This is a genomic window from Pseudonocardia sp. CA-142604 (genome assembly GCF_050948475.1).
Lineage (GTDB): Bacteria > Actinomycetota > Actinomycetes > Mycobacteriales > Pseudonocardiaceae > Pseudonocardia > Pseudonocardia alaniniphila.
The window spans coordinates 8,023,163-8,041,840 of the sequence record NZ_CP192045.1; the positions used below are offsets into that span (position 1 = coordinate 8,023,163).

Annotated in this window: 20 protein-coding genes; 8 read left to right on the plus strand and 12 right to left on the minus strand. The window is 69.0% G+C overall.

The window, feature by feature from the left end; translation table 11 throughout:
- Positions 1 to 74 precede the first annotated feature (74 nt).
- The 6 genes from ACQPZQ_RS36290 to rsfS form a co-directional block, all read right to left on the minus strand.
- Entirely contained in the window at positions 75 to 1,100 is a 1,026-nt protein-coding gene (locus tag ACQPZQ_RS36290) for a helix-hairpin-helix domain-containing protein (RefSeq protein WP_433288522.1), read from the minus strand.
- A gap of 172 nt (positions 1,101 to 1,272) precedes the next feature.
- The gene (locus ACQPZQ_RS36295; protein ID WP_433288524.1) at positions 1,273 to 1,755 is read right to left on the minus strand and encodes an Ig-like domain-containing protein; all 483 of its coding nucleotides are present in this window, start codon (positions 1,753 to 1,755) and stop codon (positions 1,273 to 1,275) included.
- A 192-nt stretch (positions 1,756 to 1,947) separates the two neighbouring features.
- Positions 1,948 to 2,802, minus strand: a complete 855-nt coding sequence (locus tag ACQPZQ_RS36300) for a DegV family protein (RefSeq protein WP_433288526.1) — start codon at positions 2,800 to 2,802, stop codon at positions 1,948 to 1,950.
- A 17-nt stretch (positions 2,803 to 2,819) separates the two neighbouring features.
- Complete coding sequence (gene octT / locus ACQPZQ_RS36305; protein ID WP_433288528.1) at positions 2,820 to 3,581, minus strand: diglucosylglycerate octanoyltransferase; 762 nt, start codon at positions 3,579 to 3,581, stop codon at positions 2,820 to 2,822.
- Between the two features lie 19 nt (positions 3,582 to 3,600).
- Complete coding sequence (locus ACQPZQ_RS36310; protein ID WP_433288530.1) at positions 3,601 to 4,221, minus strand: histidine phosphatase family protein; 621 nt, start codon at positions 4,219 to 4,221, stop codon at positions 3,601 to 3,603.
- Positions 4,218 to 4,631 carry a ribosome silencing factor gene (rsfS, locus tag ACQPZQ_RS36315; protein WP_433288532.1) on the minus strand — a complete coding sequence of 138 codons (414 nt, stop codon included), beginning with the start codon at positions 4,629 to 4,631 and terminating at the stop codon, positions 4,218 to 4,220. Before rsfS ends, ACQPZQ_RS36310 begins: the two co-directional genes overlap by 4 nt.
- Before the next feature lie 190 nt (positions 4,632 to 4,821).
- On the opposite strand from rsfS, the gene ACQPZQ_RS36320 reads away from it, so the two are divergent.
- Genes ACQPZQ_RS36320 through ACQPZQ_RS36330 form a run of 3 tightly spaced genes read left to right on the plus strand, consistent with a single transcriptional unit; the run spans position 4,822 to position 5,847 of the window.
- Positions 4,822 to 4,998: a hypothetical protein gene (locus ACQPZQ_RS36320; protein WP_433288534.1), complete on the plus strand. Its 177-nt coding sequence runs from the start codon at positions 4,822 to 4,824 to the stop codon at positions 4,996 to 4,998.
- A gap of 25 nt (positions 4,999 to 5,023) precedes the next feature.
- Complete coding sequence (locus ACQPZQ_RS36325; RefSeq protein ID WP_344726702.1) at positions 5,024 to 5,401, plus strand: STAS domain-containing protein; 378 nt, start codon at positions 5,024 to 5,026, stop codon at positions 5,399 to 5,401.
- 14 nt (positions 5,402 to 5,415) lie between these two features.
- A complete protein-coding gene (locus tag ACQPZQ_RS36330; RefSeq protein WP_241037733.1) occupies positions 5,416 to 5,847 on the plus strand; it encodes an ATP-binding protein in 432 nt (143 codons plus the stop codon).
- A gap of 60 nt (positions 5,848 to 5,907) precedes the next feature.
- Here ACQPZQ_RS36330 and ACQPZQ_RS36335 read toward each other — a convergent pair whose 3' ends face one another.
- The 6 genes from ACQPZQ_RS36335 to ACQPZQ_RS36360 all read right to left on the minus strand — a co-directional run bounded on the left by ACQPZQ_RS36335 (position 5,908) and on the right by ACQPZQ_RS36360 (position 11,738).
- The gene (locus ACQPZQ_RS36335) at positions 5,908 to 6,621 is read right to left on the minus strand and encodes an RraA family protein (RefSeq protein ID WP_433288537.1); all 714 of its coding nucleotides are present in this window, start codon (positions 6,619 to 6,621) and stop codon (positions 5,908 to 5,910) included.
- A 17-nt stretch (positions 6,622 to 6,638) separates the two neighbouring features.
- Positions 6,639 to 7,796, minus strand: coding sequence for a mandelate racemase/muconate lactonizing enzyme family protein (locus ACQPZQ_RS36340; protein ID WP_433288539.1), 1,158 nt, complete (start codon positions 7,794 to 7,796; stop codon positions 6,639 to 6,641).
- Between the two features lie 45 nt (positions 7,797 to 7,841).
- The gene (locus ACQPZQ_RS36345) at positions 7,842 to 8,591 is read right to left on the minus strand and encodes an SDR family NAD(P)-dependent oxidoreductase (RefSeq protein ID WP_433288541.1); all 750 of its coding nucleotides are present in this window, start codon (positions 8,589 to 8,591) and stop codon (positions 7,842 to 7,844) included.
- Between the two features lie 33 nt (positions 8,592 to 8,624).
- Complete coding sequence (locus tag ACQPZQ_RS36350; RefSeq protein ID WP_433288543.1) at positions 8,625 to 9,509, minus strand: carbohydrate ABC transporter permease; 885 nt, start codon at positions 9,507 to 9,509, stop codon at positions 8,625 to 8,627.
- Positions 9,497 to 10,285, minus strand: a complete 789-nt coding sequence (locus ACQPZQ_RS36355) for a carbohydrate ABC transporter permease (protein WP_433288545.1) — start codon at positions 10,283 to 10,285, stop codon at positions 9,497 to 9,499. The genes ACQPZQ_RS36350 and ACQPZQ_RS36355 overlap by 13 nt, the downstream gene beginning before the upstream one ends.
- A 151-nt stretch (positions 10,286 to 10,436) precedes the next feature.
- Positions 10,437 to 11,738 (minus strand): extracellular solute-binding protein, encoded by a 1,302-nt coding sequence (locus tag ACQPZQ_RS36360; protein WP_433288547.1) that lies wholly within the window; start codon positions 11,736 to 11,738, stop codon positions 10,437 to 10,439.
- A gap of 440 nt (positions 11,739 to 12,178) precedes the next feature.
- Between ACQPZQ_RS36360 and ACQPZQ_RS36365 the strand changes: the two genes are divergently transcribed.
- From ACQPZQ_RS36365 to ACQPZQ_RS36385, 5 genes are all read left to right on the plus strand, one after another.
- Complete coding sequence (locus ACQPZQ_RS36365) at positions 12,179 to 12,922, plus strand: FadR/GntR family transcriptional regulator (RefSeq protein WP_433288549.1); 744 nt, start codon at positions 12,179 to 12,181, stop codon at positions 12,920 to 12,922.
- Positions 12,923 to 12,997: 75 nt separating this feature from the next.
- Positions 12,998 to 14,185 carry a Gfo/Idh/MocA family protein gene (locus ACQPZQ_RS36370; RefSeq protein WP_433288551.1) on the plus strand — a complete coding sequence of 396 codons (1,188 nt, stop codon included), beginning with the start codon at positions 12,998 to 13,000 and terminating at the stop codon, positions 14,183 to 14,185.
- A 272-nt stretch (positions 14,186 to 14,457) separates the two neighbouring features.
- Positions 14,458 to 15,879, plus strand: coding sequence for an extracellular solute-binding protein (locus ACQPZQ_RS36375; protein ID WP_433288553.1), 1,422 nt, complete (start codon positions 14,458 to 14,460; stop codon positions 15,877 to 15,879).
- The gene (locus ACQPZQ_RS36380) at positions 15,876 to 17,885 is read left to right on the plus strand and encodes an ABC transporter permease subunit (protein WP_433288555.1); all 2,010 of its coding nucleotides are present in this window, start codon (positions 15,876 to 15,878) and stop codon (positions 17,883 to 17,885) included. The genes ACQPZQ_RS36375 and ACQPZQ_RS36380 overlap by 4 nt, the downstream gene beginning before the upstream one ends.
- Positions 17,882 to 18,670 carry an IclR family transcriptional regulator gene (locus ACQPZQ_RS36385; RefSeq protein WP_433288557.1) on the plus strand — a complete coding sequence of 263 codons (789 nt, stop codon included), beginning with the start codon at positions 17,882 to 17,884 and terminating at the stop codon, positions 18,668 to 18,670. The genes ACQPZQ_RS36380 and ACQPZQ_RS36385 overlap by 4 nt, the downstream gene beginning before the upstream one ends.
- The last annotated feature ends 8 nt before the right edge of the window (positions 18,671 to 18,678 follow it).

Sequence of the window (18,678 nt, forward strand, 5' to 3'; positions counted from 1 at the left end):
CCACACCGCCAGGGCAGCGGGCACGAGCCGAAGATCGGGCGGGCGCCGGGGCTCGCCGGGATCGCGGGCGCGCATCAGACCTTGACCAGCTCGCGCAGCTGGGCGAACCGACGCTCGCCGATGCCCTCGATCTCCCGCAATTGTTCCACGCGGGCGAACCGGCCATGGCGCGTGCGCCACTCGATGATGCGCTGGGCGGTGACGGGCCCGACTCCCGGCAGGACGTCGAGCTGCTCCACCGTGGCGGTGTTGAGATCCACCCGGCCGGGCGGGACGCCAGGACGCGGCGGGCCGGGCGGCACCGGGCCGCCGGCACCGGCTGCGGGCACGGCATCCGGCGCCGGCGGGACCCCGACGGCAACCTGCTCGCCGTCGACCACCCGCCGAGCGAGGTTGACCCCGGCCAGGTCGGTGCCCGGGAGCGCGCCGCCCGCCGCGTGCAGGACGTCGGCGACCCTGGCGCCCGCGGGAACCTCGACGAGCCCCGGCCGCTGGACCCGGCCCGAGACGCTGACGACGAGCGGCACAGGCGGCTGCGGTGGGCCCACACCGGTGGCCGGGGCCGGACCAGCCGGGGCGCCCGGCTCGGCCCCGGCCGGCGGCCCGGCGACGATCGACCCGGCAACGATCGGCTCGGCAACGATCGGCTCGGCAACGATCGGCTCGGTGGCCCGCTCATCGGGCGGCTCGCCGGCGGCCTCGTCGCTGACCACGGCCAGCCCCGGCGGCGCGCCGACGGGGTCCGCGCGCGGCCGTTCCACCCAGACGCCGATGGCGGCCACGACCGCCGCCGCTGCCGCGATGAGCGCCAACGCGGTGGCTCCGGGCCGTCCCGGATCGATCCGCGCGCCCTGCCAGCCGGCGGGCAACAGGCGGCGCAGCGCTCCGCCTGCGCGGCGGTCGTCCGGCGGGGGGTGCGGCTCGACGGGCCCTGCCAACGGGACGGGCACCGTGGGCGGCTCGCCGGTCTGACCCGCGTTCCACGCCCGCCCGGCATCACCCGGCCCGTAGGCCCCGGCCCCCTGACGCGCTGCCTCGTGCGGAGCGGCGAGCACGGCCGCCAACCGTGCGGGCGGGGAGGGAGGGTCGGGTCGGGCCACGGATCGACGCTAGGTCCGGAATGGCGCCTGGCCCGGACGACTTCCGAACCTGTGGACAGCCGGCCGGTGATGGGGACAACTCGCCCCCACCACCACCTCGCCTGCTGTGATCTGTCGGCCACCGCCCCGGGCGGCGGCCATCACACCCCAAACATCATCGGAACGGGTACCGCTAGTAGTTGTTGCCGATGTTGTTGAAGGTGTTGCCATTGGCGAAACGATCGAAACTGATCAGACCACCGGACGGCGGAGTGGGCGGCGGTGCGTCCGAAATCTCCACTGTCGTCTCGTCGTTCGATGCGGAGCAGATGTCGTTGCCGTTGTAGGCAGCCGTGATCGTGTGGGTGCCGGTAGTGACAAATGAAGTCGCCAGCTCTGCATTCCCTTCGGCATCGACCGGCGCGGTGGCCAGCAGATCCGAACCGTCCCAAAAAGTTACGCCGAGCCCACCCTCGGGTGATCCTGGACAGGTGATTGTCGCCATCAAGACGACTCGCTCCCCGACGGTCGCCTCCGAAGGCGATGCCCCCGCTACCGTTGACGACTCTGCAGGCTGAGCGGAAGCTTGCGGCGCGAACGCCAGCAGAGCAGAAAGCGCTATGAACGCCAACACGACGCGGCGGCGCCCCAACCCGTAACCGAATCTGGTGCCCATGCTTGTCATGCACAAGTAACGACCGTGTTCAACGCCAAGGAATCAATGTTCACCTGGCAGAGGTGGTTCACTCGACCACCGGGTTCAGCAGGCCGATTCGAATACCGTGCGTAGAGGTGGGTCGCGGCCGAGACCCAGGTTGCATCATCCGATCTGGTTACGCACGACCATGCCGGTGGCTGCCCGGCGTGATCACCGATCGCCCTTCGGTACCACCACCACCCCGAGCAGCCCCAGCCCGACGTGCGCCCCGATCACTGCGCCCACCTCCGACACGAGCAGCCGTGTTGCCTGGGGCAGCCGTTCGCGCAACAGCGCGGCCACCTCCTCCGCGCGGGCGGCTGCGCCGAGGTGATGCACCGCAAGGTCCACCGGCCCGTCACCCGCGGCCCGCACCGCGAGCTCCACGAGCCGCTGGACCGCGCGCGCGGTGGTCCGCACCTTCTCCAGCGGAACGATGCGGCCCTGCGCCACGTGGAGCAACGGCTTGACAGCAAGGGCCGTACCGACGAGCGCCGCCGCGGGCCCGATCCGTCCACCACGGCGCAGCCGATCGAGGGTGTCGACGGAGAAGAAGACGCGGCACCGGTCCGCGACGTCGGCTGCCGCCTCCTCCACGACCTCGATGTCGCCGCCGGTGTCCGCCGCGTCCGCGGCGGCCAGCACCGCAAAACCGAGTCCCATGGCAGCCGCTCGGGAGTCGACGATCCGGATGCGCCGCCGGCAAACCTGCTCCGCTGCCAGCCGCGCCGCGTCCCACGTGCCGGAGAGCTCTCGGGACAGATGTACCGACACGACTCCGTCCGCACCGGCGGCGAGGGCTCCGCTGTAGCAGTCCGCGAAGTCGGCGGGCGCCGGCCGGGAGGTCTGCACGTCGAGGTGCCGGTCGGCGAGCGCGGCGGACAGCTCGGCGGTGTCGATGTCGGAACCCTCCCGCCCCACGCGCTGTCCCAGCCGGACCTCCAGCGGCACCACCCGGATCCCGCGTTCCTCCGCAACTCCCGGAGGCAGGTAGGCGGTGGAGTCGGTCACGACAGCGACGGGCACAACCAGGAACTTTATGGTCACGCTCGCGCGCGGCCCAGCGTGGGACGCAGCGCGTCGGCGCAGGCCGCGCCGACCGTCGCGTGCGCCTGCCATCCCCAGTGCATCCCGTCGGGATTGCCGTGGCCACCGAGGACGTGCTCACCGATCAGGGCCGCCACGTCCACGAGCGCCACCCCGCACTCGCGCGCCCATCCGCGGGTGGCGCGCTCGGCCGCGGCCCGACCGGCGTGCACCGCCCCGTAGGCCGCGGCACGGTGCACTGACGGCAGCATCGCGACGACGGGAATCCCCGGCCGGATCGTGAGCACAGCCTGCCGGCAGCGCTCCAGGTGGCGGACGGTCAACCGCGGCGGGAGCGCGACCGGCCCGCCGCCGGGGACCGTCGCGGCGAACGCGCGGGCAAGACCGGGCTGGGCCGTGCGGTACCCGGCCCGCACCGCCCGGCGCAGCCCGTCAGGACGCAGCACCGGGATCAGCTCGCGCAGCGCGGTGGGCAGCGGCGACGGCAGGCTGTCCATCCCGCCGACGGCCAGCACGAGCGCGTCGACCCTCGGCATGACCGCCCACACGCGGGGGTCGTTGATGAGCGCGTGCCAGGCGTGGCGGGCCGTCCATCCGATCCCTGCGACGAGCTCCGCGCGACCACCGAGCGCGGTCGCCGTGACGTTGGGCCACAGCCTGGGCTCATCGGCCGGCTCGGCGCGTTGCGGGCCGTGGAAGGTGAGCGAGTCGCCGAGTATCAGGAGGAGCGGGCCGGCCCCGGAGCCTGCTCCGGTCATCCCTGGTCGTCGGGACCGGTCACGACGTGCCGACGTTGTAGCCGGCGAGCCGCCAGCGTGGGTGGTCGGCGCGGCGGGCCAGCACGGCCCAGTGGCAGTTGCCGATCCCGCCGATTGCGGGCCATGACGACGTCGGCAATGCCAGCAGCCCGCTGACCAGGCCTCCGATCAGGCCTCCGTGCGCGACGAGCACCACGGTGGCGTCCGGCGCCGAGGCGTACTCCTCGTCCAGCTCGTCGACCACGGGCTGCGCGCGGCGAACCACGTCGATCCGCGACTCGCCTCCGGGCGGGCGCCACGCGGGATCGGAGCGCCAGGCGGCAATGGCGCCTGGCCAGCCCTCCTCGATCTGCGGCACCGTGCGGCCCTGCCACTCACCGAGGTGCGTCTCACGAAGCCGCGAGTCGAACTTGACGGGCAGGCCGCACGCGGCGCCGACGACGTCGGCGGTGTCCACAGCCCGCCGCAGATCCGAGCTGATGAGGCGATCCGGGGCGATGCGGGCGATCTCCGGGGCGACGGCGGCAGCTTGGGCCACGCCCGTTTCGGTGAGCATCGAGTCGATGTGGCCCTGCATCCGGCCTGCGACGTTGTAGTCCGTCTGGCCGTGCCGCAACAGAACCAGTCGCCGCAGGCTCACCCGATGCCGTCCCCGTCGAGGCCGCCCGGCCCGGAACCGTCCGTGCCGACCTCGGCTTCGGGGAACGCGATCCGCGGGCAGTCCTTCCAGAGCCGGTCGAGCCCGTAGAACCCGCGCTCCTCGCTGTGCTGCACATGGACCACGACGTCGACGAAGTCCAGCAACACCCAGCGCCCTTCGCGGGTGCCCTCGCGGCGGGTGGGCTTCGCTCCGTGCTCGCGGAGCTTCTCCTCGACCTCGTCGACGATGGCCTGCACCTGCCGTTCGTTGGGCGCGGAGGCGATCACGAAGCAGTCGGTGATCACCAGCTGGTCGGACACGTCGAGCACGACGATGTCCTGCGCCTTCTTGTCGGCTGCAGCGGCTACCGCCACACGGGCCATGTCGAGCGCCTCGTCGGTCGCCGTCACCGTTCCCCTCTCCCGGCGGACCTCGGCCCACCTCGTCACGCACATTGTCCCAGCCGCCGCAGCGACGCGAGGAGTCGGCCACCTCGGCCGGCACGACCGAGGTTTGAATTCCGCCATCGAATGGGTACCGGCATGATCAATGGGTGTGGGGACGAGGGCAGCCGGGGGGCCGATGGGGCAGGAATCGACGGTGCGCGAGCCGACGATGGCCGAGCTCGACGAGGTCGCCCAGGCGGCGGCCCGTGACGTCGCGCGCCTGCTCGACCGCCGCGGCCTCAAGGACATCGTCGCCCTGGCCAAGCGGGTCCTCTGCGACACGCAGTGGCGAACGAACACCATTGCGGTACCTCACGGAGGTGACTCCTGACGGACCATCTGTACGCTGCGCCAACATGAACGGCTTCCTGGGCGGGATGCCGCCGGCCGAGCAGCTGATGACACTCAACCGTGACGACCGGGACGGCTGCCTGGTACTCATGGTCCAGGGGGAAGTGGACCTGAGCACCGGTGGCCGGCTGCTCGAGGCGGGCAGCGAGGCCCTCCAGCAGGCGGCGGGACGGCCTGTGGTGCTCGACCTCTCCGGCGTCGACTTCCTGTCGTCGTCCGGCATGGGGCTCCTCGTCGCGCTGCACGACGAGGGCCGCGCTACACGTACCCCGCTGCGGGTGGTCGTCGACGAGACGCGATCGGTGATCAGGCCCATCAGAACGATGGGGCTGGACGAGGTGCTCTCGCTGTTCGGCTCCCTCGACGAGGCCCTCACGGCCTGATCGGCGCACGGGCGATGGTGTACTCCGAAGACCTCGACGCCGTGATCTCCATGGTGCTCATGGCTGATCCGGTGTCGCTGTCGGTCGTACGCCAGCGGTTCCGTCGATGGCTGGGCAACCTGCGCTGGCCCGACGAGGAGATCGACGACGTGGTGATGGCCGTCAACGAGGCGGTGTCGAACGCCATCGAGCAGATCCACCCGTCGGAGATCGGCGCGGAGGTGCGCGTCGCGGCCCGGCAGTACGCCGAGCCCGACGGCGGCAGGCGCGTGCTCGTCGCCGTGGCGGGCGGCAAGCTGTGGCGGCCCGAGCCTGCGGGTTTCCGCGGTCAGGGCCTGTTGATGATCCACTCGTGCATGGACGACGTCGGGGTGAGCCGCGAACACGACGGCATCACGATGATGATGACGAGCGCGAAGGTGCCCCCGCTGCCCCGCGAGGCGTAGCTCCCGGCACCGCACACCCCACGGACAACGCGCCGCGAGGTGTGCGGTGGGAGATTGTTCTCAGAGGCGCCCGTACTTGTTGTAGACGTCGATCACCGGAACACCCGACTGGACCTCCTCGCGGACCTTGTCCTCGATGTCCTTCGCCTCCTCGGACTTCGCCAGCACCTCGTCCAGCGCGTCCTTCGGGATCACCAGCACGCCGTCCTCGTCCCCGAAGATCCAGTCGCCGGGGTCGACGCGAACCTGGCTGCTGATCGTGCCGGTCATCGAGATCGGCACCTCGAGGTCGTGGATCCGCGAGCGGCGCAGCGACTCGATCGGCGACGTGTACCGCGCGAAGACGGACAGTCCGTCGATCTCACGCACCAGCCGACCGTCGCGGATGCCGCCGTCGATGACCACGCCCGTGGCTCCACGGGCTCGGCTCGCGTTGCTCATCAGTTCGCCCCAGATGCCGCTCTGGCGCTCGCCCGCTGCGGCGACCACGACGACGCAGCCGTCGTACATCTGCGTGAAGACGCCGAAGTCGGCCAGCTTCGTGTTCGGCGGCATCTCGGCGCGCTCCCGCATGTCGGGGCCGGCCGAGACGGTGTACGCGGGGCCCGCCACCTGCATCGAGCGGTCCAGCGGCGCGATGGCAAGGTCGAGGCACTGATGGGGCAGGCCCATCTCGTCCATGATGTCGTAGACGACAGCCGAGTACAGCGCCTTCAGCCGCTTCGCGGTCTGCGCCACCCAGGCCGGATCGGGACGTGCGGTTCCGTTCGTCATGTCGTGCGTTCCCCCTCTTATTCGAAGATCCCGTAGCCGGGTACGGCGTGCGCGCGGACGCCGTCCATGTCGAGCTCGACGCCGATGCCAGGGCTGTCGGGGAGGGTGATGTACCCGTCCTTGACGATCGAGCCGCTGCCGTCGGGCGCCGTGACGTAGCTGTCCCAGACCTCGCGCTCCTCCAGCGCATGCCATTCCTGCACCAGGAAGTTGGGGATCGCGCCGCACTGGTGGGCCGTGGCCATCGTGCCGAGCGGCGTGGAGACGAGGTGCGGCGCGAACGGCACGTAGTGCATCTCGGCGAGGTTGGCGATCTTCTTGGCCTCGGCCAGGCCGCCGCACTTCGGCACGTCGGGCTCGATCACGTCGACCGCCCCGCGCTCGAGCAGCTCACGGAAACCCCAACGTAGGTAAAGGTTCTCGCCTACGCAGATCGGCGTGCGGGTCTGAGCACGTACCCGGACGAGCGCGTCGATGTTCTCGGCCGGGATCGGCTCCTCCAGCCACATCAGGTTGAACGGCTCCAGCTCCCAGGCGATCCGGCAGGCGCTCGGCACGTCGTAGCGGGCGTGCAGGTCGATGGCCAGGTCGACGTCCGGACCGATCGCCTCCCGGACGGCCGCCACCCGCTCCACCATCGAGCGCAGCTCGGCGGCGTTGACGGTGTGGTTGAACTCGTCGAACTTCGCCGGGTGCTGCAGGTCGTCGATGTCGAACTTGATCGCGGTGAAGCCTTCCTCGACCATCCGCTGGGCCCGGTCGACGCAGCCGGACACCGAACCGTCGGGGTCGTCGCCGTCGCCGCAGTCGGCGTAGAGCCGGATCCGGTCACGGAACTTGCCGCCCAGCAGCCGGTACACGGGCTGGCCCGCGGCCTTGCCCGCGATGTCCCAGAGCGCCAGCTCGATGCCGCTCAGGGCGATCACGAACACGCCCGCCTGCGGACCGGCGAAGACCTTCCTGCGCCGGAGCTTCTCCCAGCACCGCTCGACGTTGCGCGGGTCCTCTCCGATCAGAAGGGCCTTCAGAAAGTTGATCATTCCGACGACGCCCCCGGCACCGGCGTCGGGATTGGCCTCGCCGAAACCGCTGATGCCCTCGTCGGTGTCGATCCGCACCAGCGTTGCCTCGCCGTGATAGCGGACGACGGCCGTCGTGACGTTGACGATCCTCATGTGTCTCCTTCCGGCCCACGGGCCCGGTGACGGGAATCCTGCAGGTCAGGCGATCAGCTGGCCGCCGGACACGTTGATCTCGATGCCGACGGCGTGCTGGGCGCGATCGGACGCCAGGAACACCACCCAGTTGGCTACGTCGTCGGGCTGACCGACGCGGCCGATCAGCGTGCGTTCGCGGACCCGCTCGTACGCCCCGGGCTCCGACATCCAGCCCTGGGTCATTGGCGTCTCGATGTTGCCGGGCGACACGCAGTTGACGTTGACGTTGTACGGCGCCGCAAATCTCGCCAGGTCCTTCGTGTAGGCGAGGATCCCGCCGAACGCGGCGTCGTAGCCGGGGATGTTCGCGCTCACCCCGTGTGCGGTGAACGAGCACATGTTGATGATCTTTCCGTATCGACGCTCGATCATCTGCGGCAGAACGGACTGACAGCCGAGGAAGACGCCGGTCAGGTGCCCGTCGATCTGGCGATGCCACTCGTCGTCGTCGGTGTCAAGGTGGCCGCTGGGGGATGCCGGCGCGGGACCTGCGATGTTGCAGAGGATGTCGATCTCACCGAGGTCCGCCCTGACCGTCCGGACGAGCTCGCTCCAGCTGTCGCGCTGCGAGACGTCGAGCCTGTAGCCGCGGCCGCCGCTCAGCTCCTCCATCACCGACTTGACGCCTGCCTCGTTGAGGTCGGCGCCCGCGACCCGCGCGCCCTCGGCCGCGAGCGTGGTCGTGACCGCCCTGGCCAGACCGGACGCGGCGCCCGTCACGAGCGCCACCTTGCCGTCGAGCGAGAGATCCATCAGTCCTCACATCCGTTCCGGAGAGATGCCGGGTCAGCCTCGAACGGCGCCGGCTACTAGTCCTTTGACGAGGTAGCCCTGCGCGAACCAGACGAAGAGCAGAGTCGGGACGACCATCAGGACACCGGCGGCCGACATCGGGCCCCAGTCGATGCCGAACTGCGTGACGAAGTTGGTCAGGCCCACCGGCAGCGTCTGGGCGGCCTCGCTGGACGTCAGCGTCAGCGCGATCAGCAGGTCATTCCAGGTGAACAGGAAAGTCAGCACCGCACTCGCCGCGAGCCCCGGCCCGATCAGCGGCGCCACGACCTGGATGAGCTTGCGGAACACCCCCGCACCGTCGATCTCGGCAGACTCCTCGATCTCCCTCGGCAGATCCTGGATGAAGGCCATGAGGAGCCAGATCGCCACGGGAAGCTTCGCCGCCGTGTGGGTCAGGATGAGCCCGAATACCGAGTCCAGCAGCCCGAGCTGCGAGAACACCGCGAACAGCGGGATTGCGAGAGCGATCACGGGAATCATCCGCATCAGCAGCAGAACCGTGACGACGACCTTGACGCCCGGGAGGCGGAACCGAGCAAGCACGTACGCGCACGGCAGTGCGAGCACCGTCACCAGCGCCACGGTGGCGAGCGACACCACCACGGAGTTCTGTAAGTAGCCCGCCATGCTGTACTCGGTGAAGACGGTGACGTACTGGTCCAGCGTCACCGAACTCGGCAGGAGCTGCACCGGCACGGCAAAGAGCTCGTCGGACGTCCGCAGTGAGGTCAGCACGAGCCACACCAGCGGGAATATCGAAACGAGCACGGTCAGGACGAGCACGACGTACCGGGCCACGAGCCCGATGACCGCTCCAGTGCGGCGAGGATGCACGTGCGCTGTCCGAACCGTCCGGTCGAGCATCAGCTCTGCCATGTCGCCGACCTCCGTGCCACCAGACGGGGAATCCCGTAGAGGAGTGCCAGGACGATCAGGGAAAGAACCAACGCCACGTAGGACACGGCCGCCGCATGGCCGAAGTCGACGCTCTGGAACGCGAGCTTGTAGGCCTCCACCGTGAGCAGGTTGGAGGCGTTGCCCGGCCCGCCCTGAGTCATCAGCCAGACCACGTCGAACGTGCGGAAAAGGTCGATGATGCGGATCATCAGCGCGATCACGATCACCGGCCGCATCAGCGGCAGCACGATCGACCAGAACGTCCGCCACGCCGACGCGCCGTCCACTGCCGCGGCCTCTAGGGGCTCTCTGGGGATCGCTTGAAGCCCGGCAAGGAACAACAGAACCAGCAGCGGTGTGTTTTGCCAGACGCTCGCGATGATCACAGCCACCAGCGCCCAGCCGGGGTCGGACAACCACGGGATCGCCGGCAAGCCGAGCTTCAACAGCACGCCGTCGATCAGTCCGTACTGCTCGTTGAAGAGCCAGCGGAAGTTGAGCCCGACCACAGCGGGGGCGACCATCGGCGGGATCAGCAACAGCGTCCGCGCGGGCCGGAGCCCACGCAGTTTGCTGTTGAGCAGCACGGCGATCGCCATGCCCCCCACCACCTCGACGACCATCGACGCCACGGTGAAGACCACTTGATTCTGCAGCGTCTGGGCGAACGAGCTGCCGGTGAACTCGTCGATGTAGTTGCCGAGGCCGACGAAGGGGGTTTCCACCGAGTTCAGGTCCCAGCGGAAGAAGCTCATGACGAACGAGTGGCCGAGCGGGTACAGGAAGATCACAAGCATGAGCACCAGCGCAGGCGCAGCGAGCGCATAGCCGGTGATCCATTGAGGTGTGATGCGAGACCGACGAGCGGCTGAGCCGGGCGGCCGAGCCTTCAAGATCGTCGCCATGTCAGCGCAGCGCCCCGGCCTGCTGCAGAATCCGGGTGCTCTCCTGGGCCGCGCCGTCAAGCGCGACCTTCGGGCTCATCTGGTCGCTCAACGCGTTCTGGACGGCGGTCTGCACGACCGTCGAGACCTTGTCGAAGCCTGGCACCTTCGGCCACTCCCTGCCGTTCTGGATCGTCGTGCGCAGGTCCGTGAGCCATTGCTGCTCCTTGCCCTGGGCCTTTGCGATCACCTCCTCGGCGGTGGACATCCGGCTTGGATAGTTCTTGAACTCGGCGTACTGGTCGAGCAGGGCCTGCGGGGTGACAGTGAACTTGAGGAATTCCGCCGCAGCGTCCTTCTTTCGGGAGTACTTGTTGATGGCCAGCGCATGCGAGATCGCGCACGAGACGGCCGTCTTGTGGCTCGCCAGGGGCGCAGTTCCGAATGTGTCGGACACCTTGGAGAGCGACGGGTCACCTAGGCTCGCATACGCTCCCGGCCAATCGAACACGGCGGCGCAGGTGCCATTCGAGAAGCCAGCCGAGTTCTCATTCCACCCGTAGGTGACTGCATCACCGGGGACGACCTGGAACCGCTTGATGAGGTCACGGTAGAACGTCAGCGCCTCAACGCCTTCCGGGGAGTTGAACGTGACGTTGTTGCTGTCGTCGAGCCACTCGCCCCCGGCCTGCCACAGGAAGTCGGCGAACTGGCGCTGTGCCGGGTCGCCCTGGCCCGGGAGCACGAGACCGAACTGGCCACCACCGGTGAGCTTCTGGCTGACGTCGATCAACTCGTCCCAGGTCTTCGCCGGCTGTAGCGAACTCCGCTCGTACAGGTCGGTGCGGTAGTACTGCGTACGGGAGTCCATGTTGCGCGGAATCGCGGCAAGTTCACCACTCGCAGGGTTGGTGAGGTACTTGATCGCGACCGGGAAGAAGTCCTCCAGGTCCGACGCACCGAAGTAGTTATTGAGCGGCTCGAAGTGTGGAAAGAACGCACCGATCTGCGCGGTGTGCGTGCTGTAGACGTCGTACTGTGTACTCCGCGCCGCCGCGAGAGTGATCTCCTTAGACGTGAGCGGCGTGAACTGGAGCAGATCGTAGTTGACTGTCACCCCCGTCTGCTGAGTGAACGCGTTGGTGACCGTCTCCCAGTACTTCGGGTAGCGGTCGCCGCCCGTGATGAGCAGCGCGTTGATTTCGGTGACGTTCCCGCCGGAGCCGCCGCCACCGCACGCGGACAACAACGGCACCGCGCTTGCGCCCGCAAATAACGCGATAGAACCGCCGAGGAACCGGCGCCTGCTCAGGGCACTGGGCATGTTTCCCTCCCGGGGTGAGCACCTCGTCGTTGAGGCCTTGCAGTGGCCGTGTCGGATCGCGTGACCCAGGCATCGATCAGGTGGCGAGAAGGCATTCGCCTGATGGTGGTCGGACTCTAGGAATCGCCGGCGCTGTGGTCACATCGCCGGCCCGGACGCGCGGCGGCGTCGGACGACCGACGTCCGCCGCACCTGCTAGATGCGTCAGCTCGCCATGCCAGGCGAGTGCCATGACCGCCCAGGCCCGTACAGGAGCTCCTGACATTGGGTGGTCACCGCGCGCCACGCCGAGCCGCGCTCTGCTCCACGCACTCTTGCCCTCCTCCGCTCGCCGACGCTGGCTCGCACGACGGTCGAGGACCGTCAGGGCGCAACCACGACCGAGCATCGGAATGGCCGGGTTGCTATGAGCATGTCAGCTTGTCCTATAAGCTGCTGACGTGACTAGGAGACAAGAGCTCGCGGACGTTGTCAAGGTCCGCACGCTCCCGGTGCAGGTGGCCGCCCACCTGACGCGCCGGATCGTCAACGGGGAGTTCGAGGAGGAGCGCGCCCCGTCGGAGCTCGACATCTCGCAGGAGTTCGGGGTCTCCCGCGTGGTCGCGCGCGAGACGCTCAAGATCCTCGCGTCGCTCGACATCGTGGAGATCGCGCAGGGCCGTCGCGTCGTCGTCCGGCCGCAGGCCGAGTGGGACTACCTGAATCCGCTCCTGGCCGAGTGGCTGCCGGAGGAGCACGTCGTCGAACTGCTGCAGGAGCTGCATCAGATGCGGCTGCTGCTCGAACCCGAGCTTGCCGCGATGGCTGCGGTGAACATCAGCGAGGAGGCACTCGCCGGGCTCCGTGAGGAGATCGACCGGATGGCGAGCCTCGAGCACGAGCCGGACGACTACCTCGAGGTCGACCACGAGTTCCACATGGCGATCTGCCGCGCAGCCAACAACCGGATCCTCGACCGGATCATGTACTCGGCGCGCTGGCTCGGCACCGCGAGCCGGCGTGTGACGAACGAGGTGCCAGGCGGCCTGCACCGCGCCACCGACGCCCACAGCCGGATCTTCGCGGCGCTCGAAGCGAGGGATCCCGACGCCGCACGCGAGGCGATGCGATCACACCTGCAGCGGAACGTCCCGATCCTCGCCGAGAAGGAGCAGAAGACGAAGGCCCGGACGGCGAAGCGGTAGGAGACGACGACTCGACCGCAAGGCCGCGGCGAGTCCCCTTTCGATGCCCCAGCGTCGGGGCGGAGGGACGGGTGCATGTTGGGAGCGACCGAGGCAGGGCCGATCCGGCTCGGGCTGATCGGCACCGGACTGGCCGTCGAGAAGTTGCACTGGCCGGCACTGCGCCGGCTCCCCGACCGATTCGTCGTCACGGCGTTCGCCGACCGGTCGGCCGCTCAGGGCGAGCGCTTCTCGTCCTACAGCGGCGTCGACATGGCCGGCTTCACTCCCGATCACCACCGGCTGCTCGCCCGTGACGACGTGGACGCGGTGCTGATCTCGGTGCCGATCCCCTCCCTGTACGAGGTGGCGGAACACTCGCTCGCGGCCGGCAAGGACGTTCTCTGCGAGAAGCCGACGGGCACCGACGAGGAGCAGGCGCAGGCGTTCCTCGCACTGGAGGACCGGCATCCGGACCGCACGATCCTGATCGGGGAGAACTACCTCTACCGCGACGACATCCGCCACGCACGTGCCCTGCTCGACGACGGCGCGATCGGCAAGCTGCACCTGATGGCCTGGCGCCGCGCCGGGCATCTCGTGCCGCGGGAGGGCTCGTTCACCAGCACGCCGTGGCGGCACCGGCCGCAATATCGGGGCGGTGTGTACCTGGATGCGGGTGTGCACGACATCGCCCAGATCCGGATGCTGTGCGGTGAGGTCACCCGCGTCCACGCGGCCGTCCAGTGGGTCAACAGCACGATCGACTCGCCATCGGACCTGACGTTGAACCTGGCGTTCGCCGGCGGCGCCATCGGCAACTACACGTCCACGTACTCGGAGATCGCCGTTCCCGAGGAGCCGAACGACATGCGGCTCTATGGGACGGAGGGCGTGCTCGTCCTGTCCGGCCCGGAGGCGGAGCGGCGGGTGACGCTGAGCCGCCCGGACGGGACGTCGCAGACCGACGTGTTCCGCGGGATCGACAACGGCTACTACGCGGAGCTCTGCAATTTCTCGGACGCCGTGCGGCACGGCGAGCCGGTGGTGGGCACCGTCCGGCAGAGCGTCGCGAACATGCTGGTGGTCCTGCGGGCGCTGGATTCGGCCGAGCAGCACGCGGTCATGCCGCTCGACGAGCTGGACGGGACCGGAGGGGTCCCGCTGTGGCGTCCGCGCAGCGCGTCGGGGCTGTTCGACGGCCTGCCCGGTGATCGCTCGCGAAACACGGTCATTTCGGCCGGAATCGACCACCCGCTGATCTCCACCGTTGACAGTCCCTGATCACCCTCCTACTGTGATCCGCGTCGCATTACGCGATACGACGTTCCGCTACATGAAACCCAAATATGGCACAGCGCTCTCTCCGGCAAGGGGGCCGGAGATCGCTGCGCTCGCGCCGACCCGGTGTCCGTTCTCGGGGAAAGCGCGGTGGGCCCTGCATGCGGGCCCGTTCGTGGCACGACCGGGGAGGTACAGCGCCTCCCGGCCCCCGTCGGTTGCACCGTCGCCCCGTCGGCACGCGTCCCCTTCGGCAGGACGCGGGAGGAGTGGTCATGGCCCAGCGTTCGGAATGGTCCCGGAGGAAGTTCCTCGGAACGAGCGCACTGGGAATCCTGAGTCTCACCGCATGCGGCGGTCAGCCCGCTGCCCCGCAGGTGCAGGTCCAGGTCCCGCAGGAGGTGATCGACGCGGCGGCCCAGTTCCGCGGCAGCTCGATGGGATCGCTCTCCCAGAAGCTCTACTCCGAGGCCGCAAACGCGGCCTTCGACCGGTCGCTCCAGGCGTTCGCGCAGGCCACCGGCACCACGATCCAGAACGACCTGGTGCAGGGCGACTCCGGCGACATGGTCGCCAAGATGGACGCCGAGGTGAAGGCGGGCAACGCCCGTGACCTGGCGTTCATGAGCGACTCCCGGTTCGTCGGCCAGCTCCACAACCTCGGCGACCTCACCGACCTCACCGACGTGGTGGAGGAGATGCGCGGGCTCTACGGCGAGCCGGCCACGGAGGCCACCAACTACTGCGTTTTCGACGGGCGCTGGTACGCGATCCCCTATCACTTCATCGCGGCCGGGATGTACCTGCGCAAGGACTGGTACCAGGAAAAGGGAATCGAGATCAAGCCCACTTACTCCTGGGAGGAGCTGCGGGACAACGCGCTGGAGGTGTCCGATCCGGCGAAGCGGCGCTTCGGGTGGGGCATCACCGTGAACCGCTCCGGCGACGCCAACGGGTTCATCGAGAACGTCATCAACGCCTACGGCGGGGCGATCGCGGACAACACCGGGCAGAAGGTGGTGCTCAATTCGCCGGAGACCGTCGAGGCCGTCTCGTTCATGGGCGACATCTACACGAACCCGAAGTACGAACCGATGCGCCCGCCCGGGATCGAGAGCTGGACCGACTCCAGCAACAACGAGAACTGGCTCGCCGGCATCATCGGGCTGACCAACAACCAGTACAGCATCTACGCCGACTCGAAGACCAAGGGCAATCCGGTCTACAACAACACCCACCCGTTCAACGGTGCCTTCGGCCCTGCGATCGACAAGCCGCTCGCGTACGGCCAGTCGAACTCCTTCGTCGTGTTCAAGGGGGCGAAGAACCCCGACCTAGCCAAGCAGGTGGCGAAGTACATGGTCAGCGGTTCCGCCCTGCTCGGCGTCGCGAAAGAGGCGCCCTGCCTGGTGAACCCGGCGTGGGACAAGGTGTGGGACTCCGACCCGTACTACACCAGCGGTGACCCGGCCTTCGCCGCGATCCGCGAGCAGACCCGGACGCCGCTCCCGCTGACCACATCGACCGGCTACTCGTTCCCGCAGCCCCCGAGCCCGGGCCAGCAGGCCGTGGTCGCGGCCTACCTGCTGACCGACATGATGCAGGCGGTCATCCAGGGCACCCGCCCGGCCGACGCGGTGGCGACGGCACACCAGCGCATGGTCCAGATCTTCGAGCAGCAGGGCTATCGGCAGTGACCGTCCTGCGCCCCCGGCCTGCACCCGTCCGCCCGGCGTCCCGTGCGTCGTCCTCGCTCACCAGCACGCAGCGGGTGCTCGGGCGCGACTGGCGCCTGGCCGCAGTGTTCATCGGCCCCACCCTGATCCTCATCGCCGCGCTGATCCTTTTCCCGATCGTCAGCTCGATCGTCACCAGCACCACCGAGCGGCACGGCGCGGAGTCCGTCTTCGTCGGACTGGACAACTACACCGCCCTGGTCGACGACCCGGTGTTCCACAAGGGCGTGCTCAACTCGTTCGTGTTCACGGCCTACGCCGAGATCTTCAAGGTCACCCTCGGCCTCATCGCGGCGCTGATGCTGCACCACATGCGCCGCGGGAAGGCGATCGTCGCCGGGGTGATCCTCCTGCCGTGGGTGGTCCCGACGGTCGTCACGGCCTTCACGTGGCGGTCGCTGTTCGACCCGATCTTCGGCAGTGTCAACGTCCTGCTCACCGACTCCGGCATCGGCCCGGTGCTCGAGGCGATCGGGCTCGTCGACAGCTGGCCTGCGGGGTGGCTGTCCGATCCGGAGCTCGCGATGCCCGCGGTGATCCTGGTGAACGTCTGGAAGGGCATCCCGTTCTTCGCGGTGACCTTCCTCGCCGGGCTCAAGGCGATCGACAGCGGCCTCCACGAGGCGGCGATGGTGGACGGGGCGACGCCATGGCAGCGGTTCGTGCACGTGACGTTGCCGGGACTGCGCCACGTCATGATCGTGACGGTGTTGCTGTCGTCCATCTGGACGTTCAACAACTTCGATCTCATCTGGCTCATGACCCAAGGCGGGCCCGGCGATGCCACCGCCCCGTACGTGATGGTGGCCTACTCCAAGGCCATCCAGCAGTTGCAGCTGGGCGCGGGTGCAGCCGTGACCCTGGTGATGGTGCCGATCGTCGGCATCCTGGTGCTGATCCTCGTGCGGATGATGCGCCGCAGCGACCTGCCCGGCACGGGCGACCTCGGGCGCAGCCGGCTCACCCCGGCGCAGCGCAAGGCGATGCCGTGGGTGATCGTCGCCGTCGCCACCGCGGTGCTCGCCTGGGTCTCCCCGCACATCATCTGGAAGGCCGCGCTCGTGCTCGGCGTGTGCGTGCTGCTCGCCGCCGCCGTCGGACGGATCGTGTCCACGCTCGCCGCCCGCGGTAACCGGGCAGCGTCCCGGCTGGTCAACGGCGTCGGCTCGGGTGTCGCGCTCGTCGCGCTGCTGGCGTTCGTACTCGCCCCGCTCTACTGGGTGACGGTCACGGCGTTCAAGTCCGACGACCAGATCGTCATGCGCACCAACGACCTGTGGCCCACTCCGTGGAGCACCGAGCAGTTCACCGACCTGTTCACGGGCCGGGCGTTCGGCACCTGGTACATCAACACGATCCTGGTGTCGGTGGCCTCCACGGTGATCGCGCTGGTCTGCGCCGCGCTCGCGGGCTACGCGCTGGCGCGGCTGAAGTTCCGGGGGTCGGAGAGCTTCACGGTGACGATCCTGCTGACGTACGTGATGCCCGGCGCGCTGCTGTTCATCCCCCTCTACCAGCTGATGAGCGGCATCCGGCTGAACGACTCGCTGTGGGCGCTGGTGATCACGTATCCGACGTTCACGCTGCCGTTCGCGACGTGGCTGCTCGTCGGTTACTTCAAGTCGATCCCGGCCGACCTGGAGGAGGCAGCGCTCGTCGACGGCTGCACGCGATTCGGGGCGTTCGTGCGGATCGTGCTGCCGCTGGCGAAGCCCGGGCTGCTGGCCGTCGCGCTGTTCACGCTCACCAACGCGTGGAACGAGTTCCTCTTCGCGTTCGTGTTCATCACGCGCAACGACTACATGACCCTGCCGGTCGGGATGCAGTCGATGATCGTCGGCGACGTCGTGCCGCAGGGCCAGCTCGCTGCCGCATCGCTGCTGATCAGCATCCCGGTGGTGCTCATGTACGCCTTCGGGCAGCGGTTCCTCACCGAGGGTCTGACCGCGGGCGCGGTCAAGGGATGAGTTCCGGGCTGGACGAGGCGGCGACGCCGCGACGGGGGCGGTCCAGCCCGGCGGGAACCTCGGTGGAGAAGGCGATGCGGATTCTCGAGGCGCTCGCCGTCGAGGACGGGCCGCACCGGCTGATGGACGTGGCGGAGCGGGCGGGGGTTCCCCGCTCCACCGCGTACCGCGTGCTCGCCACGCTCGGTGCGGAGGGTTTCGCCCAGAACTGCGGCGACGGGCGCTACGGGATCGGCACCCGACTGGGCGGACTCGGGGCGAGGATCGTCCGGATGCTGTCGGCAGGGGTCGGGCCGACGCTGCAGGAGCTGCAGCGGGGAGCGGGCGGCAACACCGTCCACCTGGCTGTGCGGGTCGGCGACCACGCCGTCTACCTGCACAAGGTCGACAGCGACAAGCCCTACGAGGTGCGTTCGCGAGTGGGCAACCAGCTGCGCCTGCACTGCACGGCGATCGGGAAGGCGATCCTCGCCCACCTCCCGCGGCCGGAGGTGGAGGCCATCGTCATGTCGGCCGGGATGGAGTCCCGCACGGCGGCCACGATCACCGACGTGGCCGCGTTGCACGCGGAGCTCGCCCTCGTGCGCGAGCGCGGTTACGCCATGGACGACGAGGAGAACGAGCTGACGGTGCGGTGCATCGGGGCCGTCGTGCTCGATCGCGCCGGCAGGCCGCGCGGCGGTGTCAGCGTCTCCACGGTCACCTTCGTGGTGGAGCGCGCAGAGCTGCTCGGTTACGTCCCACTGCTGCAGGCCACCGCCCGGCGGGTGGCCGACCTGATCTGACCCGTACG